Annotated in this window: 24 protein-coding genes; 8 read left to right on the forward strand and 16 right to left on the reverse strand. The window is 71.4% G+C overall.

Going from position 1 to position 24,364, the window contains the following annotated elements; genetic code table 11:
* Window positions 1–69 precede the first annotated feature (69 nt).
* Window positions 70–2,151: an APC family permease gene (locus ABZ490_RS15960; protein WP_358989662.1), complete on the reverse strand. Its 2,082-nt coding sequence runs from the start codon at window positions 2,149–2,151 to the stop codon at window positions 70–72.
* Between the two features lie 414 nt (window positions 2,152–2,565).
* Between ABZ490_RS15960 and ABZ490_RS15965 the strand changes: the two genes are divergently transcribed.
* Together ABZ490_RS15965 and ABZ490_RS15970 are read left to right on the forward strand one after the other, a co-directional pair.
* Window positions 2,566–3,234 (forward strand): TrkA family potassium uptake protein, encoded by a 669-nt coding sequence (locus ABZ490_RS15965; protein WP_358989664.1) that lies wholly within the window; start codon window positions 2,566–2,568, stop codon window positions 3,232–3,234.
* A complete protein-coding gene (locus ABZ490_RS15970; protein ID WP_133914085.1) occupies window positions 3,234–3,902 on the forward strand; it encodes a TrkA family potassium uptake protein in 669 nt (222 codons plus the stop codon). The genes ABZ490_RS15965 and ABZ490_RS15970 overlap by 1 nt, the downstream gene beginning before the upstream one ends.
* A 92-nt stretch (window positions 3,903–3,994) precedes the next feature.
* On the opposite strand, the gene ABZ490_RS15975 is transcribed toward ABZ490_RS15970, so the two are convergent.
* The 7 genes from ABZ490_RS15975 to ABZ490_RS16005 all read right to left on the reverse strand — a co-directional run bounded on the left by ABZ490_RS15975 (window position 3,995) and on the right by ABZ490_RS16005 (window position 10,667).
* The gene (locus ABZ490_RS15975) at window positions 3,995–4,744 is read right to left on the reverse strand and encodes a DUF3159 domain-containing protein (RefSeq protein ID WP_358989667.1); all 750 of its coding nucleotides are present in this window, start codon (window positions 4,742–4,744) and stop codon (window positions 3,995–3,997) included.
* 3 nt (window positions 4,745–4,747) lie between these two features.
* A complete protein-coding gene (locus ABZ490_RS15980) occupies window positions 4,748–5,146 on the reverse strand; it encodes an OB-fold nucleic acid binding domain-containing protein (protein ID WP_358989669.1) in 399 nt (132 codons plus the stop codon).
* A 51-nt stretch (window positions 5,147–5,197) separates the two neighbouring features.
* Complete coding sequence (locus tag ABZ490_RS15985) at window positions 5,198–5,914, reverse strand: response regulator (RefSeq protein ID WP_358989671.1); 717 nt, start codon at window positions 5,912–5,914, stop codon at window positions 5,198–5,200.
* On the reverse strand, window positions 5,908–8,505 hold the full coding sequence (locus tag ABZ490_RS15990) for an ATP-binding protein (RefSeq protein ID WP_358989673.1): 2,598 nt from the start codon (window positions 8,503–8,505) through the stop codon (window positions 5,908–5,910). Before ABZ490_RS15990 ends, ABZ490_RS15985 begins: the two co-directional genes overlap by 7 nt.
* Before the next feature lie 269 nt (window positions 8,506–8,774).
* Window positions 8,775–9,542 (reverse strand): DUF3710 domain-containing protein, encoded by a 768-nt coding sequence (locus tag ABZ490_RS15995; protein ID WP_358989675.1) that lies wholly within the window; start codon window positions 9,540–9,542, stop codon window positions 8,775–8,777.
* 1 nt (window position 9,543) lies between these two features.
* Window positions 9,544–10,086, reverse strand: a complete 543-nt coding sequence (gene dut / locus ABZ490_RS16000) for a dUTP diphosphatase (RefSeq protein ID WP_358989677.1) — start codon at window positions 10,084–10,086, stop codon at window positions 9,544–9,546.
* A complete protein-coding gene (locus ABZ490_RS16005) occupies window positions 10,083–10,667 on the reverse strand; it encodes a PaaI family thioesterase (RefSeq protein WP_358989679.1) in 585 nt (194 codons plus the stop codon). The genes dut and ABZ490_RS16005 overlap by 4 nt, the downstream gene beginning before the upstream one ends.
* 58 nt (window positions 10,668–10,725) lie before the next feature.
* Here ABZ490_RS16005 and ABZ490_RS16010 point away from each other — a divergent pair, with 58 nt between their 5' ends.
* Complete coding sequence (locus tag ABZ490_RS16010; protein WP_055633557.1) at window positions 10,726–11,190, forward strand: DUF3093 domain-containing protein; 465 nt, start codon at window positions 10,726–10,728, stop codon at window positions 11,188–11,190.
* A 16-nt stretch (window positions 11,191–11,206) separates the two neighbouring features.
* Here ABZ490_RS16010 and ABZ490_RS16015 read toward each other — a convergent pair whose 3' ends face one another.
* The 4 genes from ABZ490_RS16015 to ABZ490_RS16030 form a co-directional block, all read right to left on the reverse strand.
* Complete coding sequence (locus ABZ490_RS16015; RefSeq protein ID WP_358989682.1) at window positions 11,207–12,154, reverse strand: hypothetical protein; 948 nt, start codon at window positions 12,152–12,154, stop codon at window positions 11,207–11,209.
* A gap of 13 nt (window positions 12,155–12,167) precedes the next feature.
* The gene (locus ABZ490_RS16020; RefSeq protein WP_003993510.1) at window positions 12,168–12,464 is read right to left on the reverse strand and encodes a DUF4193 domain-containing protein; all 297 of its coding nucleotides are present in this window, start codon (window positions 12,462–12,464) and stop codon (window positions 12,168–12,170) included.
* Between the two features lie 396 nt (window positions 12,465–12,860).
* Entirely contained in the window at window positions 12,861–14,114 is a 1,254-nt protein-coding gene (locus ABZ490_RS16025) for a HAMP domain-containing sensor histidine kinase (RefSeq protein ID WP_358989684.1), read from the reverse strand.
* A gap of 5 nt (window positions 14,115–14,119) precedes the next feature.
* On the reverse strand, window positions 14,120–14,773 hold the full coding sequence (locus ABZ490_RS16030) for a response regulator transcription factor (RefSeq protein WP_003993508.1): 654 nt from the start codon (window positions 14,771–14,773) through the stop codon (window positions 14,120–14,122).
* 412 nt (window positions 14,774–15,185) lie between these two features.
* Between ABZ490_RS16030 and ABZ490_RS16035 the strand changes: the two genes are divergently transcribed.
* Window positions 15,186–15,359, forward strand: a complete 174-nt coding sequence (locus ABZ490_RS16035) for a hypothetical protein (protein WP_358989686.1) — start codon at window positions 15,186–15,188, stop codon at window positions 15,357–15,359.
* Between the two features lie 111 nt (window positions 15,360–15,470).
* Here the strand turns inward: ABZ490_RS16035 and ABZ490_RS16040 are convergent, their stop codons facing one another.
* Together ABZ490_RS16040 and ABZ490_RS16045 are read right to left on the reverse strand one after the other, a co-directional pair.
* A complete protein-coding gene (locus ABZ490_RS16040; RefSeq protein ID WP_358989688.1) occupies window positions 15,471–16,286 on the reverse strand; it encodes an inositol monophosphatase family protein in 816 nt (271 codons plus the stop codon).
* 8 nt (window positions 16,287–16,294) lie between these two features.
* Window positions 16,295–17,422, reverse strand: a complete 1,128-nt coding sequence (locus ABZ490_RS16045; RefSeq protein ID WP_358989690.1) for a ferrochelatase — start codon at window positions 17,420–17,422, stop codon at window positions 16,295–16,297.
* A gap of 259 nt (window positions 17,423–17,681) precedes the next feature.
* Between ABZ490_RS16045 and ABZ490_RS16050 the strand changes: the two genes are divergently transcribed.
* From ABZ490_RS16050 to sepH, 3 genes are all read left to right on the forward strand, one after another.
* Complete coding sequence (locus tag ABZ490_RS16050) at window positions 17,682–18,920, forward strand: MFS transporter (RefSeq protein ID WP_358989692.1); 1,239 nt, start codon at window positions 17,682–17,684, stop codon at window positions 18,918–18,920.
* Entirely contained in the window at window positions 18,880–20,199 is a 1,320-nt protein-coding gene (locus ABZ490_RS16055) for a D-arabinono-1,4-lactone oxidase (protein WP_358989694.1), read from the forward strand. The genes ABZ490_RS16050 and ABZ490_RS16055 overlap by 41 nt, the downstream gene beginning before the upstream one ends.
* Window positions 20,200–20,640: 441 nt before the next feature.
* Window positions 20,641–21,678 carry a septation protein SepH gene (gene sepH, locus ABZ490_RS16060; protein WP_358989696.1) on the forward strand — a complete coding sequence of 346 codons (1,038 nt, stop codon included), beginning with the start codon at window positions 20,641–20,643 and terminating at the stop codon, window positions 21,676–21,678.
* A gap of 137 nt (window positions 21,679–21,815) precedes the next feature.
* On the opposite strand, the gene ABZ490_RS16065 is transcribed toward sepH, so the two are convergent.
* The gene (locus tag ABZ490_RS16065; protein ID WP_358989697.1) at window positions 21,816–22,667 is read right to left on the reverse strand and encodes a sulfurtransferase; all 852 of its coding nucleotides are present in this window, start codon (window positions 22,665–22,667) and stop codon (window positions 21,816–21,818) included.
* 221 nt (window positions 22,668–22,888) lie between these two features.
* Between ABZ490_RS16065 and ABZ490_RS16070 the strand changes: the two genes are divergently transcribed.
* A complete protein-coding gene (locus ABZ490_RS16070) occupies window positions 22,889–23,692 on the forward strand; it encodes a VOC family protein (RefSeq protein ID WP_358989699.1) in 804 nt (267 codons plus the stop codon).
* A 10-nt stretch (window positions 23,693–23,702) separates the two neighbouring features.
* On the opposite strand, the gene ABZ490_RS16075 is transcribed toward ABZ490_RS16070, so the two are convergent.
* The gene (locus ABZ490_RS16075; RefSeq protein ID WP_358989702.1) at window positions 23,703–24,347 is read right to left on the reverse strand and encodes a thymidine kinase; all 645 of its coding nucleotides are present in this window, start codon (window positions 24,345–24,347) and stop codon (window positions 23,703–23,705) included.
* Window positions 24,348–24,364 lie beyond the last annotated feature (17 nt).

Raw genomic sequence — 24,364 nt, forward strand, 5'->3', positions numbered from 1 at the left:
CCGGACAACAGCCCACCAGTCTACGTGGCTGTCGTCCGGCCGTTCGCCAAAAAAGCGGGCCGCGAGGCGTTACGACTCCGACGAGGAGCCCGAGGGGCCGGTCGCCGAGCCCGACGCCTCCTTCGCCCGCCCCTGGTCCGCGGGACCGCGCCGCACCGCACCCGGCGCGTTCCACTCCTGGCGCTTGCGGGCCCGCATCCGGGCCGCCTCGGAGGATTCCAGCTGGTACGGCACGGAGGTGACCATGACGCCGGGCGTGAACAGCAGACGCCCCTTCAGCCGCAGCGCGCTCTGGTTGTGCAGCAGGTGCTCGTACCAGTGGCCGACCACGTACTCCGGGATGATCACCGAGACGGCGGCGCGCGGCGACTCCTTGCGCAGGCCCTTGACGTACTCGATGATCGGCCGCGTGATCTCGCGGTACGGCGAGTCCAGGACCTTCAGCGGGACGTCGATCCCGCGCCGCTCCCACTCCTCGCGCAGCGCCTTCGTCTCGGTCGGGTCGACGTTGACGGTGAGTGCCTCCAGGGTGTCGGAGCGCATCAGCTTGGCGTAGGCGAGGGCCCGCAGGGTCGGGCGGTGGATCTTCGAGATCAGCACGACGGAGTGCACGCGGGACGGCCGTACGCTGTCGTCGCTCGGGCCCTCGGGCGCCGCGATCTCGTCGGAGACCCGGTCGTAGTGCTTACGGATCGCCGTCATCGTCGCGTAGAAGATCACCATGCCGAGCAGGGCGACCCAGGCGCCGTGCGTGAACTTGGTGACGAGGACGACGACCAGGACGAGGCCGGTGAAGAAGGCGCCGAAGGTGTTGATCGCCCGGGAGCGGACCATGTGGCGGCGCTTGGCCTGGTCGGTCTCGGTGGCCAGATGGCGGTTCCAGTGGCGGACCATGCCGGTCTGGCTGAGCGTGAAGGACACGAACACGCCGACGATGTAGAGCTGGATCAGACGGGTGGAGTCGGCGCCGTAGATGATGATCAGGAAGGTCGCCGCGCCGGCCAGGAGCACGATGCCGTTGGAGAAGGCGAGCCGGTCGCCGCGGGTGTGCAGCTGGCGGGGCAGGTAGCGGTCCTGGGCGAGGATCGAGCCGAGCACCGGGAAGCCGTTGTAGGCGGTGTTGGCGGCCAGGAACAGCACCAGCGCGGTGGCCGCCGCGAGGACCACGAAGAAGAAGCTGCCCTTGCCGAAGACGGCCTCGGCGACCTGGGTGATCACCGGGTTCTGGACGTAGTCGGGGCCGACCCCGACGCCGTTCTTCAGGAGGTCGACGGCCGGGTTCTCGGCCATGCGGACGTCGGTGGTCAGGGCGAGGACGATGATGCCGCAGAACATGGTGACGGCCAGCAGGCCCATCGCCGCGAGCGTGGTCGCCGCGTTCTTGGACTTGGGCTTGCGGAAGGCCGGCACACCGTTGGAGATCGCCTCGACGCCGGTGAGCGCCGCACAGCCGGAGGAGAAGGCGCGCAGCATCAGGAAGACCAGGGCGAAACCGGCCAGGCCCTGGTGCTCGGCCTTGATCGTGTACCCGGCGGTCGGCGCCCGCATGGTGTCGCCGAGGGCGAGCCCGCGGAACGCGCCCCAGGCGATCATGATGAAGACGCCCGCGACGAACACGTAGGTCGGGATGGCGAAGAGCTTCCCCGACTCCTTGACCCCGCGCAGGTTCATCAGCGTCAGCAGCACGACGACGGCGACCGCGCAGACCACCTTGTGCTCGACGACGAAGGGGATCGCGGAACCGAGGTTCTCGATGCCGGAGGCGATGGAGACGGCGACGGTGAGGACGTAGTCGACGAGCAGCGCGCTCGCGACGGTCAGGCCCGCCTTGGCGCCGAGGTTGGTGGTGGCCACCTCGTAGTCGCCGCCGCCGCTCGGGTAGGCGTGGACGTTCTGACGGTAGGAGGCGACCACCGTGAACATCAGCACGACGACCGCGAGGGCGATCCACGGACTGAAGTGGTAGGCCGACACGCCCGCGATGGACAGGACCAGCAGCACCTCCCCGGGCGCGTAGGCCACGGAGGACAGCGGGTCGGAAGCGAAGACGGGCAGGGCGATGCGCTTCGGCAGGAGCGTTTCTCCGAGCCGATCACTGCGCAGGGCGCGCCCGATGAGGATCCGTTTGGGCACGTCGGTCAGTTTGGACACAACAGAGGATCGTATGCCTTCGAACTGGGGCGCGCCCACCCTCCCCCGGGGTGAGCCGGGTGACGCAGCACGACGTCTGCCTCACGAGTGAAATCGGCCACGCGTCGGCTGCGGATTCCCTGGCCGCATCGATCGTCATGTCTATATGACAAACCCCGTCCCGCCGCCGCCCATCGGAGGTCCCATGCACACGACCGCGGAGCTGATCGGAGCCGTCGGTACCCTCGTCGGCCTCGGAATCCTTACCGTTCTCAGTCTCCTGAGCATCAGCCGGCGCTGATCGCGCAAAGCGTGCACGGGGGTGCCCTGCGCGGACCGCGGCTGTGTAGCTTGGGCGGCGGTCTGAGACTCTGTTCAGAGCCACGCCAGAGAATTTATTGACTTCTTGACTTCTTTACTTCCGGAAGGACGGTCGTGCACATCGTCATCATGGGCTGCGGCAGAGTGGGCTCCGCCCTCGCCCAGACCCTGGAGCAACAGGGGCACACGGTCGCCGTGATCGACCAGGACCCCACGGCCTTCCGACGACTGGGCTCCGGGTTCGGCGGCCGTCGTGTCACCGGGGTCGGCTTCGACCAGGACACCCTGCGCGAGGCGGGCATCGAGGAGGCCGGCGCGTTCGCCGCCGTCTCCAGCGGTGACAACTCCAACATCATCGCGGCCCGGGTGGCCCGCGAGATGTTCGGCATCGAGAACGTCGCCGCCCGGATCTACGACCCCCGGCGGGCCGAGGTCTACCAGCGCCTGGGCATCCCCACCGTCGCCACCGTCCGCTGGACGGCCGACCAGATGCTGCGCCGGCTGCTGCCCTCGGGCGCCGAGCCGCTGTGGCGCGACCCCACCGGCGGCGTCCAGCTGGCCGAGGTGCACGCGGCCCCGTCCTGGGTCGGCCACAAGATCAGCAAGCTCCAGGAGGAGACGGGCGTCCGGGTGGCGTTCCTGACCCGCCTCGGCGAGGCGATGCTGCCCACCTCGCAGACGGTGCTGCAGGAGGGCGACCTGGTGCATGTGATGATGCGTACCGACGAGGTCGAGAAGGTCGAGGCGTCGTTCGCCGAGGGCCCGAAGGAAGGCGGTCACTGATGAGGGTCGCCATCGCCGGAGCCGGTGCCGTCGGCCGCTCGATCGCGGGCGAGCTGCTGGAGAACGGCCACGAGGTCCTGCTCGTCGACAAGGCGCCGACCGCCATCTCGGTCGAGCGCGTCCCCCAGGCGGAGTGGCTGCTCGCCGACGCCTGCGAGATCACGTCGCTGGACGAGGCGGCGCTCCAGCGCTGCAACGTCGTGATCGCCGCCACCGGTGACGACAAGGTCAACCTGGTGGTGTCCCTGCTGGCGAAGACGGAGTACGGCGTCCCGCGCGTCGTCGCCCGGGTCAACAACCCCAAGAACGAGTGGCTCTTCAACGAGTCCTGGGGCGTCGACGTCGCGGTCTCCACACCCCGGCTGATGTCCGCCCTGGTCGAGGAGGCGGTCTCGGTCGGCGACCTGGTCCGGCTGCTGCGCTTCAGCCACGGCGACGCCAACCTCGTCGAGCTGACCCTCCCCGAGGAGTCGGCGCTGGCCGGCACCCAGGTCGGCGACGTCGAGTGGCCCGAGGACACCTCCCTGGTCACCATCATCCGCGGCACCAGGGTCCTCACCCCGACCAGGGAGGACTCCCTGGAACCGGGCGACGAACTGCTCTTCGTGGCCGCACAGGCGCGGGAGGAGCAGCTGGAGGACCTGTTGTCCGTACGGCGCGACACATAGCCCGTCTGGGGGTCCCCCCCTCCGGGGGAGTTTGAGGACGAGGCCCGTTTCAGGGCCGGAGCGGGGGTCCGGGGGCGGCAGCCCCCGGGCCCTCAGCCGTCCCTGCGGTGCCGTCCGCCCGCGGCCTCGGCGGCAGCCTTCTCCGCCTTCTCCTCCGCCTCCATCTCGGCGAACACGTCGATCGGCGCGGGCGCCTTCGCCAGGAAGACCCAGGTCAGCCAGACGGCCAGCAGGAAGGGCGGGATCTTCAGCGCGATCAGGACCCAGCCGAGCTGCGCGGTGTTCGCCCACCAGTACAGCGGGAAGAGGATCGCGCACTTGGCGAGCAGGATCAGGCCCCAGGCCCAGCTCGCCTTGGCGTACGCCTTCTTGCGGCCCGGGTTCCGCGTGCGCCAGGAGAGGTTCTCCTTGAAGACCGGGCCGAGGATCAGACCGATCAGCGGGACCCCGCACAGGGTCGTGATGATGTACGCCAGCGCCAGGCCCAGCGTGTAGATCATGCCGGGGAGGTAGAAGTCCTTGGCGTTGCCGGTCATCATCGCGAAGACGACGCCGAAGGCGACCCCGAAGACCCCGCTGAAGGCGTGCTTGACGGTGTCCCTCATCGCCAGCCGGACCACGACCAGGACCAGCGACACCGCGAGCGCGGCGATCGCGGACATGTGCAGGTCCTTGTTGATCGTGAAGATGGTGACGAAGAGCAGGCCGGGCACGACCGTCTCGATCATGCCCCGCAGGCCGCCGAACGCCTCGAACAGCGCGGCCTCGGTCACCGCCCGGGCGTCGGCCGCGGCGGTGTCCTCCGCGGTCGTGTCTTCGGTCGGCTTGTCGAGCGACGTCACCGGCTACTCCCTACCGAGGGGTCTCAGTTCGTACTTCGGGTTGAACAGCACCCGGCGGCCTCTGCTCATGGAGACCCGGCCCGATGCGATGAGCCTGCGCCCCGGCTCTATGCCCACGATGGAGCGCCGGCCCAGCCACACCACGTCCAGCGCGGCGCTGCCGTCGAACAGCTCGGCCTCCAGGGCCGGGACTCCGGCACGCGGACGCAGGGTGACCGTGCGCAAGGTACCAGTAACCGTGACGATCTGCCGGTCCTGGCAGTCGCCGATCCGGACACAGCCGGCCGTCTCGGCGTCCTCCCGCAGCTCCTGGGACTCCAGGTCCTCCTGGGACGAGGAGAGCCGGTCGAGCATGCGCCGGAACCGGCCCACCGGCTTCTCGGAACTCGGAACACCACTCATGTCCGAAAGCGTACCGGGGCCCGCCGACAAGGCCCTAACCCGTCCCGCGGCTCACTTCTCGAAGCGGTAGCCCATCCCCGGTTCGGTGATGAAGTGTCTCGGGTGCGCGGGATCCGTCTCCAGCTTCCGTCTGAGCTGGGCCATGTAGACCCGCAGGTAGTTCGTCTCGGTGCCGTACGACGGCCCCCACACCTCCTGGAGGAGCTGCTTCTGCCCGACCAGGCGCCCGGTGTTGCGCACCAGCACCTCCAGCAGATGCCACTCGGTCGGGGTGAGCCGGACGTCCCTGCCGTCCCGGTGGACCTTCTTCGCGGCGAGGTCGACGGTGAACCCGTCGGTCTCCACCAGGACGTCGTCCTCCCCGCCGCCGGCCGGCTCGGCCCGGCGCACGGCGGCCCGCAGCCGGGCCAGCAGTTCGTCCATGCCGAAGGGCTTGGTGACGTAGTCGTCGGCGCCCGCGTCGAGCGCCTCGACCTTCTCGTCCGAGGAGTGCCGGGCCGACAGCACCAGGATCGGCACCCGGGTCCAGCCCCGCAGCCCCCGGATCACCTCGACGCCGTCCATGTCGGGCAGTCCGAGGTCGAGGACCACCACGTCCGGGTGGCGGGCGGCGGCGAGCCGGAGGGCGGTGGCGCCGTCGTGGGCGGCGTCGACCTCGTACTTGCGTGCCTTGAGGTTGATCACGAGGGCGCGCACGATCTGCGGCTCGTCGTCGATCACCAGCACCCTGGTGGCGGTCTGGGAGGTTCCCCCAGCAGGACTCACCATGAAGCCTGCCTTTCCGGTCGTACCGAACGTCCTGGTGCCGCGGGCGGTGCCGCGGTGTCCGCGCCGGGCGGTGCCGGCGGCTGTGCCGTCACCGCCGCCGCGCGCAGTGTGAGGACCATGGTGAGGCCTCCGCCGGGTGTGTCCTCGGCGTCGAGGGTGCCGCCCATGGCCTCGGCGAAGCCCCGTGCGACCGCGAGGCCCAGTCCCACGCCCGCCCCGCGCGGTGCGTCGCCGTACCGCTGGAAGGGCGCGAAGATCCGCTCCTTGGCCTCGTCGGGGACACCCGGCCCGCGGTCCACCACCCGGACCTCGACCCGGTCGGACAGCGCGCTCGCGGCGACCAGCACCGGTTCGCCGGCCGGGCTGTACTTGACCGCGTTCTCGACCAGGTTGGCCACCGACCGCTCCAGCAGTCCGGCGTCGACGGCGACCATGGGCAGGGTCTCGGGGATGTCCAGCTCGACGCTCTCCTCCGGGTCGGGGACCCCGCCGAGGGCCATCGGCACCACCTCGTCGAGGTCGATCTCCCGGATGATCGGCGTGACCGTCCCGGTCTGGAGGCGGGACATGTCGAGCAGGTTGCCCACCAGGTGGTCGAGCCGGTCGGCGCCCTCCTCGATGCCTTCGAGCAGCTCCGCCCGGTCCTCCTCGGACCAGGCCACGTCGTCGGACCGCAGACTGGAGACCGCGGCCTTGATCCCGGCCAGCGGGGTGCGCAGATCGTGGCTGACGGCGGCCAGCAGCGCGGTGCGGATCCGGTTGCCCTCGGCCAGCGCGCGGGCGTGTTCGGCCTCCTCCTGGAGCCGTCTGCGGTCCAGGACGACGACGGCCTGCGCCGCGAACGCGGCCAGCACCCGGCGGTCCTCGGCGGGCAGTACCCGGCCGGTGAGCGCCAGCGCCGCGCGGTCGCCGACCGGGACGTCCACGTCCGCCTCGTCCGGGCGCTGCACCGGCCGTCCGAGGCCCACATGGCCCGCGCAGGTCCACGGGGCCCGGTCGTCCGCCCGCTCCAGCAGCGCCGCCGACTCCATGCCGAAGGTCTCCCGGACCCGTTCCAGCAGGGCCTCCAGGCTGGTCTCGCCGCGCAGCACATTGCCCGCGAGGAAGGACAGGATCTCCGACTCGGCCCTCAGCCGGGCCGCCTGGTGGGTGCGCCGGGCCGCCAGGTCGACCACCGACGCCACGGACACCCCCACGCCCACGAAGATCACTATGGCGATGATGTTCTTCGGGTCCGCGATCGTCCACCGGTGCAGGGGCGGGGTGTAGAAGAAGTTCAGCAGCAGCGAGCCCAGCGCCGCCGAGGCCAGCGCCGGCAGCAGCCCGCCGAGCAGCGCGGCCGCCACGGTCACCGCCAGGAACAGCAGCATGTCGTTGGCGAGCCCGAGGTGGACGGTGTTCAGCAGCAGCGCGAGGACCACCGGGCCGCCCAGGCCGACGAGCCAGCCCCAGATGATCCGGGCCCGGCCGAGCCGGGCGCCCCGGGCCACGGGCAGCCCCCGGCCCTTGGCCACCTCGCCGTGCGTGACGATGTGCACGTCGAGGTCGGGACCCGACTCGCGGGCGACCGTGGCGCCGACGCCCGGCCCGAAGACGTACTGCCAGGCCTTGCGGCGCGAGGAGCCGAGGACGATCTGGGTGGCGTTCACCCCCCGGGCGAAGTCGAGCAGCGCGGCCGGTATGTCGTCGCCGACCACATGGTGGAAGGTGCCGCCGAGGTCCTCCACGAGGGTGCGCTGGACGGCCAGTTCCTTGGGCGAGGCCGAGGTCAGTCCGTCGCTGCGCGCGATGTAGACGGCGAGGACCTCGCCGCCGGCGCCCTTCTCGGCGAGCCGGGCCGCGCGCCGGATGAGGGTGCGCCCCTCCGGGCCGCCGGTGAGCCCGACGACGATCCGCTCGCGCGAGCCCCAGATCGCCGACACCCGGTGCTCACTGCGGTACTGCTTCAGGTACGCGTCGACCCGGTCGGCCACCCAGAGCAGGGCGAGTTCCCGCAGGGCGGTGAGGTTGCCGGGCCGGAAGTAGTTGGACAGGGCCGCGTCGACCTTGTCCGGCCGGTAGATGTTGCCGTGCGCCATCCGGCGGCGCAGGGCCTCCGGTGACATGTCCACCAGCTCTATCTGGTCGGCCCGCCGGACGAACTCGTCGGGCACGGTCTCCTGCTGCCGTACGCCCGTGATGGACTCGACCACGTCCCCGAGGGACTCCAGATGCTGGATGTTGACGGTCGAGACGACGTCGACGCCGGCCGCGAGGAGTTCCTCCACGTCCTGCCAGCGCTTGGCGTTGCGCGAGCCGGGGACGTTGGTGTGCGCCAGTTCGTCCACCAGGGCGACCTGGGGACGGCGGGCGAGGACCGCGTCCACGTCCATCTCGGTGAAGACGCCGCCCCGGTACTCCAGCTCGCGGCGCGCGACCTGCTCGAGGCCGTGCAGCATCACCTCGGTGCGGGTGCGGCCGTGGTGCTCGACGAAGGCCACCACGCAGTCCGTACCGCGTTCCACCCGGCGGTGCGCCTCGGACAGCATGGCGTAGGTCTTGCCCACGCCGGGTGCCGCACCGAGGTAGATCCGAAGCTTGCCGCGCGCCATGGCCCCATTGTCTTCCCGTGACTCCTGCCTACGCAGCGTCGACCCTACGGCCATCGGGTCCGGCAAAGGGGGCGAGCGGTGCGCCGGGGGGCGCCTTTGACGCAACCCTGACGCGGCGGGTCTCCCGGGCGACGAACAGGCTGGTGGTCCCGGCCGGGCGGTTCTGCCGGGTCAGCGCCTCGGTGCCAAGCCCACCCGCACGAAAAGAGCCGCACCCCCCGGGGGGTACGGCTCTTCGTCTCGGCCTTTCCGGCCGGGCGCTGCTCGGCTCAGCGGACCTCGGTGATCTCCGGTCCGCGCTGGAGCTGGCCCATGCCTCCGGAGAAGCGGGAACCCTCGTCCTGCTGCTGGATGCCCTCGGGCACCATCTGCGCGTCGTTCGGCAGCTTGAGGACGATGGGGTCGCGCGGCGCCATCGGGCCGTCGCCGCGCACCACGACCGTGTCCCGGAAGATCTGCTCGAGCAGCCCGGCGGCCTGCGGCTGCACCGCGCCCTGACCGGAGATCACTCCGCGCAGGAACCAGCGGGGGCCGTCCACACCCACGAACCGGACGACATGGAAGCCGCCGGTGCCGTCCGGCAGCTGTACCGGGACCTGGGCCCGCAGCTCCCAGCCCAGCGGACCCTCGACCTCGTCGATGATGCCGCCCTGCTGGGTGATGCCCGAACCGATCTCCTCGCGCACCTCGCCCCAGATGCCCTCGCGCTTGGGCGCGGCGAAGGCCTGGAGCTGGACGGCGCTGTCGCGCAGGACGACGGTGGCGGCGACGATCGCGTCGCCCGCGACCTCGACGCGCAGCTCCATGCCGTCGACGCCCGGCACGAACAGACCGCCCAGGTCCACCCGGCCCTCGGCCGGGTCGCGGACCTCGGTGCTGTCCCAGGGTCCGTCGGGCCGCGGCTCGGGCTCGAGCCGGACGCGCTCACGCTCGCCCGTTACCTCTTCGTCCGCCTCAGTGTCGACACTGTCGACGACCTGCTCGGCCTCGCCGGCCGCGTCCTCGGCGGCACCCTTCTTCTTGCGACGTCCGAACACGTCACTGTCCTTCCCGGTCGGATACGACCGAAGCGTATCGATACCCACCCACACTGCCGCCCAGGGCGGCCTGACCGCTTGCATCGCCCACCGCGGCATGCCCGCCGGTGGACCCGAAGCCCCCCGCGGCCCGTGCCGATTCGGGAAGTTCCGCGACCTCCTGGAAGCGGACCCTCTCGACCTGCTGGACGACCAGTTGGGCAATCCGGTCGAAGCGCTCGAACCGCACGGACTCGCGCGGGTCGAGATTCACCACGATCACCTTGATCTCCCCACGGTACCCGGCATCAACCGTCCCCGGGGCATTCACGAGTCCGACTCCGCAGCGGGCCGCGAGCCCCGACCGGGGATGCACGAAGGCCGCGTACCCCTCGGGCAGCGCGATCGACACCCCCGTGGGCAGGACGGCCCGTTCGCCGGGCCCCAGTGCACAGGCCTCGGTGGTCCGCAGATCCGCCCCCGCGTCCCCGGGGTGCTCGTACGCCGGAAGCGGTACGTCGGGGTGGACGCGCCGGATCAGGACGTTCAGGGGGTCGCGGCTCACGGGTTCACCTCGAAGGCGCGCGTGCGCCGGACCTGGTCGGGGTCGCTCATGGCCGCCTGGATCTCCTCCTCGCGGCCGTGCTGGACGAAGTGCGCCACCTCGACCTCGACGAAGAGCGCGTCGGCGCGGACCGCGACCGGGCCCTCGGGACCGCCGATGCGTCCGGTGGCCGTCGAGTAGATCTTCCGCCGGGCCACCGCGGTCACCTCGGCCTCCAGGTACAGCGTGGTGCCGACGGGCACCGGCCGCACGAAGTCGGTCTCCAGCCGACCGGTCACCGCGATGGTGCGCAGCAGCCAGTTCAGCGAGCCGAGCGTCTCGTCGAGGGCGGTGGCCAGCACTCCGCCGTGCGCGAGCCCCGGGGCGCCCTGGTGGGCGGACTGCACCGTGAACTCGGCGGTGACGGCGACCCCCTCACCGGCCCGCGCCTGGAGGTGCAGCCCGTGCGCCTGTCCGCCGCCGCACCCGAAACACTGTTCGTAGTGGGCACCGAGGAGCTCGCCGGGCGCGGGAGCATCGGGGTGCCGAACGGGTTTCACGGCGTCGGCGGGAGGCTGAAGAGCTGCAGAAGTACCACTCACAGGCGCAGACCTTACCCGCGCGTCGGCCAATACCGGGCACCGTGCCAAGCTTGACGGCATGCAGCTCTCCGCCACCCCTTACGAAGAACGTCTCACCGCCCCGCGCACCTGGTGGCTGATCTCGTTCCTCGTGGGCGTCTCCTTCGCCCTGATCCTGCTGCCCTTCGGCACCCTGCCGCTGCTGGGCGGCCTGGTCGGCGGCACCGCGGTCGCCGCGGTCGCCGCCAGCTCGTACGGGTCCGTGCGCATCCGGGTGGTCGGGGACGCGCTGATCGCCGGCGAGGCGAAGATCCCGGTCGCGGCCCTCGGCGAGGCGGAGGTGCTGGATCCTGAGGAGGCGCGCGCCTGGCGCACCTACAAGGCGGACGTGCGCGCGTTCCTGCTGCTGCGCGCCTACATCCCCACCGCGCTGAAGGTACAGGTCACCGACCCGGACGACCCGACGCCGTACCTGTATCTGTCGACGCGGGAGCCGGAGCGGCTGGCGCAGGCGCTGCGCACGGCGCGGGAGGCCGCGGTCTAGGCGGCGACGCCCCGGCTCAGTACCCGAGCTCCCTGGGATGTCCGGGGAGCTCCGTCATGTCCAGGGGGTGTTCCGGTTTCTCCAGCGGCGGCAGGTCCGCCAGGGCCTCCCAGGGCACCTGGGCCTTGCGCAGATCGGCGCGGATCCTCGCGGCCAGCTTCTTGGTGTCGCGCCGGTTCATGGCGGCGCCCACCACGGCGCCCACCAGGAAGGGCACCAGCATCGGCAGGTCGCGGACGAGCCGTTTCATGATCTGCTGGCGCAGTTCGCGTTTCATCTGGCCGCCGAGCGCGGAGTTGACCGAGGACGGCTTGAGCGGGTCGATGCCGCGCTCGCCCGACCAGGCGCGCAGATAGGCCGTGCTGCGGTCCTTGAGGCTGCCGGGCGGTCTGAGGCCGTACACCTCGTGCAGTTCGGCGATGAGCTTCAGCTCGATCGCCGCCACCCCGGTGATCTCCGCGGCCAGCTCGGTCGGCATCGCGGGCGGCACGGGCAGCATGGCCGCCGCGCCGACGCCCGCGCCGACCGTGGACGTGGCGTTCGCCGCGCCCGCCACGAGCTTGTCGGCGAGCTGTTCCGGCCCGAGGCCGGGGAACTGCCCGCGGAGCGTCCTGAGGTCCCGTACGGGGATCCTCGGGGCGATCTCGATGATCCGGTCCGCGAGGTAGGCCAGACCGGCCCTGGCTCGGTCCCCGCCCTTGCGGACGCCTTCCCGGGCCAGGTCCCTGGCCTTGTCGCGGATCACCGCGACCCGTCGTCTGGCGACGGGTGCGGGTCCTCGCCCAGGCTCCGGGAGGTCAGCCCCGTCGCCTGCTGTACCGAGCGAGGCCGATCCCGCAGGGACCACTCCCGTACCGGATGAGCCTCGCTCGTCGTCACGCACGCCGTGAGAGCCGTCGGACGGCCCTTGGTCCGCTTCCGGCTTGCCGAAGCGGCGCTTCCGAGAGGGGGTCGAGCCAGTCACGGCCGACCCCGCCTCAGTCGCAGTCGCGGCAGATCGGCTGGCCGTTCTTCTCCCGGGCCAGCTGGCTGCGGTGGTGCACCAGGAAGCAGCTCATGCAGGTGAACTCGTCCTGCTGCTTCGGGAGCACCCGGACGGCCAGTTCCTCGTTGGACAGGTCCGCTCCGGGAAGCTCCAGTCCTTCCGCGGCCTCGAACTCGTCGACGTCGACGGCGGAGGCGGACTTGTCGTTCCGCCGGGCCTTCAGCTCTTCAAGGCTGTCGGAGTCGACATCGTCGTCGGTCTTGCGTGGGGTGTCGTAATCGGTTGCCATTTCGCCTCTCCCCCTCTGGGTGAATGCGGTGTCTCCAGCGCACGTAACGCGTGAGAGGCCGGACTTGTGCCCGCCTCGAGGCGGAGATTTTGCCTCACATCAAGGTCTGTTACTCAATCGACACCCAACCGGACTCCTCATGAGTGATCGGCTTGGATGGCGATCGGGACCGTACACGGTCCTGATGCCGCACTTCAAAGGCGTCTCACCGTGTACTTCCCGTGATCAGGACCCCCGAAAACCCGGATTTTCCGGGCTTTCCGGCGGGCCTCATGATCACGGAGAGTAGATGGCCGGAAATTCGCCTTTGTGATCGATCACACACAGGGACGCCAGGGCTGAGTCCTGAGAATTCCGCGCAAAGCGAACATCCCCGCGTGTGTCGGCGACATGATCTCAGACGGGCAGGGTGACCCGCATCACGAGCCCTCCCCCCTCCCGCGGCTGGGCCGCGATGTGCCCGCCGTGCGCCCGGGCCACGGACCGCACGATGGACAGCCCGAGCCCGACCCCCTTGTCGCTGCCCGTGCGCTCCGTGCGCAGCCGCCGGAACGGCTCGAAGAGGTTGTCGATCTCGTACGCCGGCACGACCGGCCCGGTGTTGGACACGACCAGGACCGCGTGCCCGTGCTGGACCTCGGTGGTCACCTCGACCCAGCCGTCCTCCGGGACGTTGTAGCGCACGGCGTTCTGCACCAGGTTCAGGGCGATGCGCTCCAGCAGGACACCGTTGCCCTGGACGACCGCGGGTTTCTGCTCGCCGCGGATCACCACGCCCTTGGCCTCCGCCTCCGCGTGCACCTGGTCGACGGCCTGCTCGGCGACCTCGGCGAGGTCCACCGGCTTGCGCTCGACGATCTGGTTGTCGCTGCGGGCGAGCAGCAGCAGGCCCTCCACGAGCTGCTCGCTGCGCTCGTTGGTGGCCAGCAGGGTCTTGCCGAGCTGCTGGAGCTCCACGGGCGCGTGCGGGTCGGAGAGGTGCACCTCCAGCAGCGTGCGGTTGATCGCCAGCGGTGTGCGCAACTCGTGCGAGGCGTTGCCGACGAAGCGCTGCTGGGCCGTGAAGGCCCGCTGGAGGCGCTCCAGCATGTCGTCGAAGGTGTCCGCGAGCTCCTTGAACTCGTCGTCCGGGCCGTCCAGCTCGATGCGGCGGGAGAGGTCCGAGCCGGCCACGGCGCGCGCGGTGCGGGTGATCCGCCCGAGGGGCGACAGGACCCGTCCGGCCATCGCGTAGCCGAAGGCGAAGGCGATCACGGCGAGGCCCAGCAGGGCCAGCAGCGAGCGGCTGAGGAGGTTGTCCAGGGCGGCCTGGCGCGAGTGGTCGATGCAGTCGCTGATCGCCGAGTTGAACTGGGTGAGCGTCAGACCGGTGGCGTTGTTGACCGCGGGGCAGTCGGCGCTGGCGACCTTGATCTCGTTGCTGGCGCTCACGATCTTGAACGGCGGCTGGTTGCCCGTGCTGATGGCCTGTGCGGCCAGCAGGTAGATGATCGACAGCAGCAGGATGCCGGCGATCAGGAACATGCCGCCGTACAGCAGGGTCAGGCGTATCCGGATCGTGGGGCGCAGCCAGGGGAAGGGGGCCTGGGGCCTCCTGGGGTCCCAGGTGGGCTTCGGGGGCGCCTGGGGAGGCGCGGGTGCGGCGGCCACGGCCGTCAGATCCGGTAGCCGGAACCGGGCACGGTGACGATCACCGGGGGTTCGCCCAGCTTGCGGCGGAGCGTCATGACGGTCACGCGGACGACGTTGGTGAACGGGTCGGTGTTCTCGTCCCACGCCTTCTCCAGAAGCTGTTCCGCGGAGACGACGGCGCCCTCGCTGCGCATCAGGACCTCCAGGACGGCGAACTCCTTGGGCGCGAGCTGGACCTCCTTGCCGTCGCGGAAGACCTCGCGGCGGTTCGGGTCGAGCTTGATGCCGGCGCGCTCCAGGACGGGCGGCAGCGGCACGCTGGTGCGCCGGCCCAGGGCCCGCACGCGCGCGATGAGCTCGCTGAAGGCGAAGGGCTTGGGGAGGTAGTCGTCGGCGCCGATCTCCAGGCCCTCGACGCGGTCGCTGACGTCGCCGGAGGCCGTGAGCATCAGCACGCGCGTGGGCATGCCGAGCTCGACGATCTTGCGGCACACGTCGTCGCCGTGCACGAGCGGGAGGTCACGGTCGAGGACGACCACGTCGTAGTCGTTGACGCCGATGCGTTCCAGGGCGGCCGCACCGTCGTACACGACGTCGACGGCCATGGCCTCCCGGCGCAGTCCGGTGGCCACCGCATCGGCGAGCAGCTGCTCGTCCTCGACGACGAGTACGCGCACGTCGCTTGTCCTTCCTGTGTCCACCCGTAGCGCTCCGTGAGCGCACGCGGGCAGGGATCCTGGTGGGTGTGTGCTTCCATCCTGCCCTTTTCGGCCATAAGTCGGCGGTAAGACGGTGAGGGCGCGATGAAGGACAGGTATGAACCCCGGGAATGCGAGATTTTCTCGTTCGGTTGAGGTTTCCGTGGAAGGGAGCGGGGGGAGGACGGCTTTACACCCCGCGATCACGCTCTGCATGTGCCACAACACCATGTGGTACTCCGCGATCCGCTTGCCGCAGAGTGGGCGTGGGTGTCCGGCACCGTCGCCGCCCGGCAGGGCAGCGCTGGGCACCTATGGAGACGTGATCGCCCCTTCCGAACCGGCACACCCCCGTGCCATCGACCCACGACCCAGGACGAGGGGGCGCAGCATGGACGCATTCACCGCAGGACTTCTGCAGCGCATAAGGGCGACCGAGACCGATCTGACCAGGGCTCTCGACGAGGGCGACGACTTCCTCGTCGAGGTGGAGCAGGCAGAGCTCGACGACCTGCGACGCCTCGCCGCCGAACACGGTGTGGAGGTCGGCGCGACCAGCGTCTGAGCGGTTGGTACGCGTCGTTCGCACGCGTGACGGAGGGGCCCCGGCGAATCCAGCGCCGGGGCCCCTTCGCGTGCGCGCCGCGGGCCGTCCCCCGGGTGCGTGCTCCGGACCTCAGTCGTGCCAGGCGCCGAAGTCCTCCAGGAGGCGCTGGAGGGGCTCGAAGACGGCCGGGGTGGCGGCGATCGCCAGATCGCGTGAGGGGCGCTCTCCGGGGCGTCCACCGGTCAGGGCGCCCGCCTCCCGGGCGATGAGGTCGCCCGCCGCGAGGTCCCACGGGTGCAGACCGCGCTCGTAGTAGCCGTCGAGGCGGCCGGCGGCCACGTCGGCCAGGTCCACGGCGGCCGATCCGCTGCGCCGGATGTCCCGCAGCAGAGGGACGATCCGCCGGGCCACCTCGGCCTGGTGGGTGCGGACCTCGGTGACGTAGTTGAAGCCGGTGGAGACCAGGGCCTGGTCGAGCGGGGCGGGGGCGCGGCAGGAGAGCTCCCGCTCGCCCTCCCAGGCACCGGTCGCGCGGGCGCCCCTACCGCGTACGGCGTGGTACGACTCCCCGCGCATCGGGATCTCCACGACCCCGACGACGGCCTCGCCGTCCTGCTCGGCGGCGATGGAGACGGCCCAGGTGGGCAGGCCGTAGAGGTAGTTGACCGTGCCGTCGAGGGGGTCGATCACCCAGCGGATGCCGGTGCTGCCCGGGCTGGCGGCGCCCTCCTCGCCGAGGAAGCCGTCGTGGGGGCGGTGCTCGGAGATCAGGCCGGTGATCAGCTTCTCGGCGGCGATGTCCATCTCGGTGACCACGTCGATCGGGCTCGACTTGGTGGCGGCCACGGCGAGGTCGGCCGGGCGGCCGTCCCGCAGCAGCTCGCCGGCCCGGCGGGCGGCCTCCCGGGCGAGTGCGAGCAGATCCTGGTGGAGGGGGTCGGTCACGGGGCTCCTCACGCGTAGGGGCTGTCGGCGCCCGCGGCGGCCGGCCGGGGCGCGCGGGCCGGGCAGCACCCGACGGGGCACAGGTCGTGGCTCGCGCCGAGCGCGCCCAGGGCGCACGGGGCGACCGGGCGGCCGCTCTCGGCGGCGGCACGCTCCTGGACCAGCTCGCGGACGGCGGCGGCGAACCTCGGGTCGGCGCCGACGGTGGCCGAGCGGCGCACCGGCAGACCCAGCTCCGCGGCCTTGGCCGTGGCCTCGGTGTCGAGGTCGTAGAGGACCTCCATGTGGTCGGAGACGAAGCCGATGGGGGCCATCACGACCGCGGGGATGCCGGCCGCGTGGCGCTCCTCGAGGTGGTCGCAGATGTCGGGCTCCAGCCAGGGGATGTGCGGGGCGCCGGAACGGGACTGGTAGACGAGCTGCCAGGGGTGGTCGACGCCGGTGCGGTCGCGGACGGCGTCGGCGATCAGGCGGGCCACGTCCAGGTGCTGCCTCACGTACGCGCCGCCGTCGCCGTGGTCCTCGACCGGGCCGGAGGCGTCGGCGGAGGCGTCGGGGATCGAGTGGGTGGAGAAGGCGATGTGGGCGCCGTCGCGGACGTCCTCGGGGAGATCGGCGAGGGACCGGACGACACCGTCGATCATGGGCTCCAGGAAGCCCGGGTGGTTGAAGTAGTGCCGCAGTTTGTCGATCTTCGGCAGCGGCAGGCCCTCCGCCTCCAGGGCGGCCAGCGCGTCGGCGAGGTTCTCGCGGTACTGGCGGCAGCCCGAGTAGGAGGCGTAGGCGCTGGTGGCGAGGACGAGGATGCGGCGGCGGCCGTCGGCGACCATCTCGCGCAGGGTGTCGGTGAGGTAGGGGGCCCAGTTGCGGTTGCCCCAGTAGACCGGCAGGTCCAGGCCGTGGTCGGCGAAATCCTTGCGCAGGGCGTCCAGGAGGGCGCGGTTCTGGTCGTTGATGGGGCTGACCCCGCCGAACAGGAAGTAGTGCTGCCCGACCTCCTTGAGGCGTTCCTTCGGGATGCCGCGCCCGCGGGTCACGTTCTCCAGGAACGGGACCACGTCGTCCGGGCCTTCCGGGCCGCCGAAGGAGAGCAGGAGCAGGGCGTCGTAGGGGGTGGCATCGAGCGCGTCTGGCATGAGTCCGATCCTGCCACCCGCCTCCGACAGCCGGGAAACGGCGGGGCGTACCGGGGCCGCGCCGGACGCGGTGCCGGACGCGGCGCCGGGGGCCCGCGCGGGGCGTGCGCGCCGGTGCATTAGGGTTGCCTAATTCGTAAGCTGTATGGGCTGCCTTCACGCCTTACCGAGCGTTACCGGGCACGCACCGACGAGCCGTTTTCATGTCCCGCCGCGGGGAGCCGCCACGCGCGCGTGACCGGACCGACCGGAGACACCCGTGCCCAGCCCCTACCGCGCCCTGTTCGCCGCCGCCGGCTCCAAGGGCTTCTCCGCCGCGGGGTTCCTCGGCCGGATGCCGTTGTCGATGATGGGCATCGGTGTGGTCACGATGGTCTCCCAGCTCACCGGGCGCTACGGCCTCGCGGGCGCGCTGTCGGCGACGATCGCGCTGGCGGCCGCGGTGGCCGGCCCTCGGATATCCCGTCTGGTGGACCAGTACGGCCAGCGCCGGGTACTGCGTCCCGCGACCCTCTTCGCACTGGCCGCGGCGGCCGGGCTGCTGCTGGCCGCGCACTTCCGGTGGCCGGACTGGGTGCTGTTCGTGTGCGCCGCGGGCATCGGCGCGGTGCCGAGTCTCGGCGCGATGGTGCGGGCCCGCTGGGCGGCCCTGTACCGGGGCACCCCGCAGCTGCACACGGCGTACTCCTTCGAGTCCGTGGTGGACGAGGTGTGCTTCATCTTCGGGCCGATCATCTCGATCGGACTGTCCACCGTCTGGTTCCCGGAGGCGGGCCCGCTGCTGGCGGCCTGTTTCCTCGCGGTCGGGGTCTTCTGGCTGACCGCGCAGCGGGCCACCGAGCCCGTGCCGCACCCGCGCGAGCAGCGCGGCGGCGGCAGCGCCCTGCGCTCGCCCGGTCTCCAGGTCCTGGTGGTGACGTTCGTGGCGACCGGCACGATCTTCGGGGCGGTCGACGTGGTCACGGTCGCCTTCGCCGACGAGCGGGGCCACAAGGGCGCGGCGAGTGTGGTGCTGGCGCTCTACGCGGCCGGTTCCTGTGTCGCCGGGCTCGTCTTCGGTCTGCTGCGGCTGAAGGGGGCGCCGGAAAAGCGCTGGCTGTTGGGCGTGTTCATGATGGCCGTGAGTATGATCCCCCTCCTACTGGTCGGAAACTTGCCGTTTCTGGCCGTGGCGCTGTTCGCTGCGGGACTGGCCATCGCTCCGACGATGATCACCACCATGTCCCTCATCGAAGAGCACGTACCACGCGCACAATTGACCGAGGGCATGACCTGGATCAGCACCGGGCTCGCGGTCGGGGTGGCGCTCGGCTCCTCCATCGCCGGCTGGGTCATCGACGCGGCCGGGGCACAGGCCGGGTACGGGGTTCCGGCGGTGTCCGGGGCCGTCGCGGTCGCGGTCGGTTTCCTCGGGTACCGCCGGCTCGGCAGGCCGGCTCCGGGTCGGGGAGGCACCCTTGAGCACCACAACGAGCGGGAAGAACGGCACGTGGCGTAACTGGGGCGGCAATGTGACCGCCCGTCCCGCACGGGAGGTCATGCCCGCCTCCGTCGACGAGCTGGCCGCGGCGGTACGCCGGGCGGCCGAGGACGGTCTGAAGGTGAAGGCGGTCGGTACCGGCCATTCCTTCACGTCGATCGCCGCCACGGACGGTGTATTGATCCGCCCTCAACTGTTGACCGGTATCCGCAAGATCGATCGGGACACCATGACGGTCACGGTCGAGGCCGGTACCCCGCTCAAGAGACTCAACATGGCGCTCCTGCGCGAGGGGCTCTCGCTCACCAACATGGGCGACATCATGGAGCAGACGGTCTCGGGGGCCACCAGCACCGGCACCCACGGCACCGGCCGCGACTCCGGCTCGATCGCCGCGCAGATCAAGGGCCTGGAACTGGTGACGGCGGACGGCTCGGTGCTCAGCTGCTCGGAGAAGGAGAACCCGGAGGTCTTCGCGGCGGCCCGGATCGGCCTCGGCGCCCTCGGCGTCGTCACCGCGATCACCTTCGCGGTGGAGCCGGTCTTCCTCCTCACCGCGCGCGAGGAGCCGATGGCGTTCGACCGGGTGCTCGCCGACTTCGACGAGCTGTGGGCCGAGAACGAGCACTTCGAGTTCTACTGGTTCCCGCACACCGGGAACACCAACACCAAGCGCAACAACCGCAGCGCGGGCCCGCGCGAGCCGGTGAGCCAGGTCTCGGGCTGGATCGAGGACGAGTTCCTCTCCAACGGGGTGTTCCAGGTGGCGCAGTGGGTCGGCCGGGCGGTGCCCGCCACGATCCCGACGATCGCCCAGGTCTCCAGCAAGGCCCTGTCGGCGCGCACCTACACCGACGTCCCCTACAAGGTCTTCACCTCTCCGCGACGGGTGCGCTTCGTGGAGATGGAGTACGCCGTCCCGCGCGCGGCCGTCACCGAGGTGCTGCGCGAGGTGAAGGCGATGGTCGAGCGCTCCGGCCTCAGGGTCAGCTTCCCCGTCGAGGTGCGCACCGCGCCGGCCGACGACATCGCGCTGTCCACCGCCTCCGGCCGCGACAGTGCGTACATCGCCGTCCACATGGTCAAGGGGACGGCGTACCAGGGGTACTTCACGGCCGCCGAGCAGATCTTCACCGCGCACGAGGGCCGGCCGCACTGGGGCAAGGTGCACACGCGCGACGCGGAGTACTTCGCCCGGGTCTATCCGCGTTTCGAGGAGTTCACGGCGCTGCGCGACCGGCTGGACCCCGGACGTCTGTTCCAGAACGACTACCTGCGGAGGGTTCTCGGGGCGTAGCCGGACCCCGTCGCCGTGGCGGAAACGCATCAAGCGCTCCCGATGGTTCCGATTCGGGAGATTGCGTGAAGTGCACCACTTTCAAGATCACAGAAACCGCTTAACGGACGGCCAAGTCGCACCTCTTGCCAGAAGTTGAGCGGCGCGCCAATCCACGCACGTGGCCCAAATGGAGTACTGTTGCGAGCCTTGGGCCTGGGCTCCCTACAGGGTGTCCTGGGCCTTGCTGGACCGCCGGGAGGGGACTAGTTGCACAGGGTGACGGTGTTGGTTACTTAGCGTGGCGAATAGGTAACCGTGCCATAACGGCGATCCAGGGCCCGCGCCCGACACGCCGGGCAACTCGGCAAGGTTGTGGCAGGCTGCACCCGGGCAGGCCACACTCGACTAGCGGAAGCAGCGACGCACGTGACGTCGGCAGGCACCACCCGGGAGGTCCCCATGCCCGAACTGCGTGTCGTGGCCGTCTCGAATGACGGCACACGGCTGGTGCTGAAGGCTGCGGACAGCACGGAGTACACGCTTCCGATCGATGAGCGTCTGCGCGCCGCCGTCCGCGGCGACCGTCCCCGCCTCGGCCAGATCGAGATCGAGGTGGAGAGCCATCTCCGCCCCCGAGACATCCAGGCGCGTATACGAGCCGGTGCGACCGCGGAAGAGGTCGCCCAGATGGCGGGCATCCCCGTCGACCGGGTCCGCCGCTTCGAGGGTCCCGTGCTGGCCGAGCGCGCCTTCATGGCCGAGCGGGCCCGCAAGACACCCGTCCGCAGGCCCGGTGAGAACGCCGCGGGGCCCCAGCTCGGCGAGGCCGTCCAGGAGCGGCTGCTGCTGCGCGGCGCCGACAAGGACACCGTCCAGTGGGACTCCTGGCGCCGCGACGACGGGACCTGGGAGGTCCTGCTCGTCTACTGCGTCGCGGGTGAACCGCACTCGGCGAGCTGGACCTACGACCCGCCCCGGCGCCTCGTCCAGGCCGTCGACGACGAGGCGCGCTCGCTGATCGGCGAGTCCGACGACCTCGCCGCCCCGGAGCCCAGCTTTCCGTTCGTGCCCCGTATCGCACGGCTGCCGCGCGACCGGTCGATGGACCGGGCGCTGGAGCGCCCGAGCCTGCCCGCCCAGCCGTCCGAACCGGCCGAGGAGAGCATCGGCGAGCGGGAGCGGGACTCGCTGACCAGCCTGCTGGAGGCGGTGCCGAGCTTCCGCGGCGACATGGTCGTGCCGGAGCGCCCCGCCGAGCCCCCGGAGGAGCCCGAGGAGCAGGAGCCGGAGGCCGAGGAGCCCCCGGCGCCCGCCGCCTCCGCCGGCTCCGCCTACGCGGACGTCCTGATGCCGCGTTCGGTGGGCAGCCACCGCGACCGGCTGATCGGCGCCACCGACCGGCAGGCCGAGGCGGACGGGGTCCGTCCCGGACGCCGGGCCGCCGTGCCCAGCTGGGACGAGATCGTGTTCGGGACGCGCCGCAAGAAACAGGAGTGACGGGACCGGGACGCCGTACGGCAACCCGGTCCCGGCCCGCGCCGGTTCGGATAAATCGCTTCGCACGACCATGCATACGTACGGAAGGGCCGCACCTGTTCGGTGCGACCCTTCCGGATGCCCGGATGCGAGGCAGGTCACTGCGGGTCGGGGCCCACCGCCACCGGCCGGGACGGGTCCGAGGACCACTCCGACCAGGACCCGACGTACAGTGCCGCCGGAATGCCCGCCACCGCCAGCGCCAGCACCTCGTGGGCGCCGGAGACGCCCGAGCCGCAGTACACGCCCACCTCGGTGCCGTCGGACACGCCCAGCGCCTTGAAGCGGTCGTGCAGCTCCTCGGCGGGCAGGAACCGGCCGTCGGGGGCCACGTTGCCGGTGGTGGGCGCCGACACCGCGCCCGGGATGTGCCCGCCGACCCGGTCGATCGGCTCGACCTCGCCCCGGTACCGCTCCCCCGCGCGTGCGTCGAACAGCACCCCGGAGCGGGCCCGTTCGGCGGCGCCGTCCGCGTCGAGCAGGCCCGCGGCGCCCGCCACCGGCACGAAGTCGCCCTCCCCGCGCGCGGGGACATCGGTCGAGAGCTCTCCCCGCCACTGCGGCAGCCCGCCGTCGAGGACCCGCACGTCCGGGTGACCCGTCCAGCGCAGCAGCCACCACGCGCGCGCGGCGGCCCAGCCCTGGCCTCCGTCGTGGACGACGACCGGCCGGGCGGCCGAGACACCCGCCCGGCGCATCGCCGCGCCGAACTCCGCCAGGTCGGGCAGCGGATGGCGGCCGGCCGCGCCCGCCGCGCCCGCCAGCTCGGCGTCGAGGTCGACGTAGACCGCGCCGGGCACATGTCCGGCCGCGTAGGCGGCCCGGCCGTCGAAGGGCGGCTCGCCCGCCGCCTTCGCCACGGTGAGCTGCCAGCGGACGTCGAGGACGACGGGCGGGTTCTCCCCCGCCAGGTCGCCGGCGAGTTCGGTTGCGGTGATGATGGCGTTCATGGTCCCCATCCTCGCGCACGGGGGTGGCCCCCACGCCCCGCACCGGCTACTCTGCTCGGCCGGACAGGGTCGATCACGGGGCGTGCGGGATCGAGCACATGCCGTACAGGCGATCGCCATACGGCGACAACCAGGTGTATCCCGGCGGGAAACCCCCCATCAGGCATCCTCCGAGGGCGGAAGCGACACGGCCACCGCTAGGGGCCGGGGAGAGAGGGACGATGACCGAGGCACCCGGGTCGGCCGGCCCGAGCGGCGCAGCGCAGGCCCGGTACGCGCCCGGTACACCCTGTTGGGTGAGTCTGATGGTGCATGGATTGACGGCCACACAGGAGTTCTACGGAGCACTCTTCGGGTGGGACTTCCGGCCCGGTCCGCAGCAGCTCGGCCCCTACGTCCGGGCCTTTCTCGACGGCCGTGAGGTCGCCGGGGTCGGCCAACTGCCCCCGGACCGCCATCTCCCGATCGCCTGGACGCCGTACCTCGCCTCCGACGACGTGGACGCGAGCGCCGAGACGGTGCGGCTGTGCGGCGGCACCATCGGGGTCGGCCCGCTGGACGCCGCCGAGGCCGGGCGGCTCGCGATCGGCTCCGATCCCTCCGGGGCCGTCTTCGGCATCTGGCAGGGGGCGGCCCATCGCGGCACGAACATCACCGGGGTGCCCGGCACCCCCGCCTGGAACGAGCTGGTGACCTTCGAGACCGCGAGCGTCGCCAAGTTCTACGAGACGGTGTTCGGCTACACGCAGGAGGCGGAGGTGTCCGCCGACTTCGACTACGTGACCCTGCACATCGGCGGGCAGCCGGTCGCCGGTATCCACGGGGTGGGCAGCGCCCTGCCCCGGGACCGGGGGCCGCACTGGGTGACGTACTTCGAGGTGGCCGACGCGGACGCGTCCCTCGCCCTCGTCACCGACCTCGGCGGCCATGTCCTCGGCGCGGCCCGCGACAGCGCGTACGGCCGCGTGGCCACGGTGACCGACCCCGAGGGCGCCCGCTTCGCCCTGATCGAGGGGCCTCGCTGACGCGCGGTCACTAGGAGGAGACCGGCAGGACGTCCGGCGAGAGCGCGCCGGCGCGGGCGGAGGCGCTGGTCATACGGCGGCGGAAGTGCCGGCGGCACAGGACCTCGTAGGCGACGGCGTCCGCCTGGTTGACGTCCCCGACGACGACCTGCGCGCCCTCGACCACCATGGCGCCGCCGACCGTACGGGCGTTGTGGGTGGCGCGGGCGCCGCACCAGCACAGCGCCTCGACCTGGAGGACCTCGACGCGGTCCGCGAGTTCGACGAGCCGCTGGGAGCCGGGGAACAGCTTGGAGCGGAAGTCGGTGGTGATGCCGAACGCGTAGACGTCCACCCCGAGGTCGTCGACCACGCGCGCGAGCTGGTCGATCTGCTCCTCGGCGAGGAACTGCGCCTCGTCCGCGATCACATAGTCCGCGCGGCCGCCCTGGGAGAGGTGGTCGACGAGGTACGCGTACAGGTCCTGGCCGTCCGCGACCTCGACCGCGTCGGTGACCAGGCCGAGGCGGGAGGAGAGCTTGCCCTGGCCCGCGCGGTCGTCGCGGGTGAAGATCATGCCCTGCAGTCCGCGCGCGGAGCGGTTGTGCTCGATCTGGAGAGCCAGCGTCGACTTCCCGCAGTCCATGGTTCCGGAGAAGAACACCAGCTCGGGCATGGTGGGTGGGGCACCTT

The sequence above is a fragment of the Streptomyces sp. NPDC005811 genome, from assembly GCF_040630405.1.
Classification (GTDB): domain Bacteria; phylum Actinomycetota; class Actinomycetes; order Streptomycetales; family Streptomycetaceae; genus Streptomyces.

What these genes read in the sequence shown, in the direction of transcription:
- ABZ490_RS15970 (WP_133914085.1), top strand. Translation starts at nt 3,234, where the DNA reads ATGAGGGTCGCCATCGCCGGAGCCGGTGCCGTCGGCCGCTCGATCGCG.
- ABZ490_RS15980 (WP_358989669.1), bottom strand. Translation starts at nt 5,146, where the DNA reads ATGAGTGGTGTTCCGAGTTCCGAGAAGCCGGTGGGCCGGTTCCGGCGC.
- ABZ490_RS15985 (WP_358989671.1), bottom strand. Translation starts at nt 5,914, where the DNA reads ATGGTGAGTCCTGCTGGGGGAACCTCCCAGACCGCCACCAGGGTGCTG.
- ABZ490_RS15990 (WP_358989673.1), bottom strand. Translation starts at nt 8,505, where the DNA reads ATGGCGCGCGGCAAGCTTCGGATCTACCTCGGTGCGGCACCCGGCGTG.
- ABZ490_RS16010 (WP_055633557.1), top strand. Translation starts at nt 10,726, where the DNA reads ATGCAGCTCTCCGCCACCCCTTACGAAGAACGTCTCACCGCCCCGCGC.
- ABZ490_RS16020 (WP_003993510.1), bottom strand. Translation starts at nt 12,464, where the DNA reads ATGGCAACCGATTACGACACCCCACGCAAGACCGACGACGATGTCGAC.
- ABZ490_RS16035 (WP_358989686.1), top strand. Translation starts at nt 15,186, where the DNA reads ATGGACGCATTCACCGCAGGACTTCTGCAGCGCATAAGGGCGACCGAG.
- ABZ490_RS16045 (WP_358989690.1), bottom strand. Translation starts at nt 17,422, where the DNA reads ATGCCAGACGCGCTCGATGCCACCCCCTACGACGCCCTGCTCCTGCTC.
- sepH (WP_358989696.1), top strand. Translation starts at nt 20,641, where the DNA reads ATGCCCGAACTGCGTGTCGTGGCCGTCTCGAATGACGGCACACGGCTG.
- ABZ490_RS16065 (WP_358989697.1), bottom strand. Translation starts at nt 22,667, where the DNA reads ATGAACGCCATCATCACCGCAACCGAACTCGCCGGCGACCTGGCGGGG.
- ABZ490_RS16070 (WP_358989699.1), top strand. Translation starts at nt 22,889, where the DNA reads ATGACCGAGGCACCCGGGTCGGCCGGCCCGAGCGGCGCAGCGCAGGCC.
- ABZ490_RS16075 (WP_358989702.1), bottom strand. Translation starts at nt 24,347, where the DNA reads ATGCCCGAGCTGGTGTTCTTCTCCGGAACCATGGACTGCGGGAAGTCG.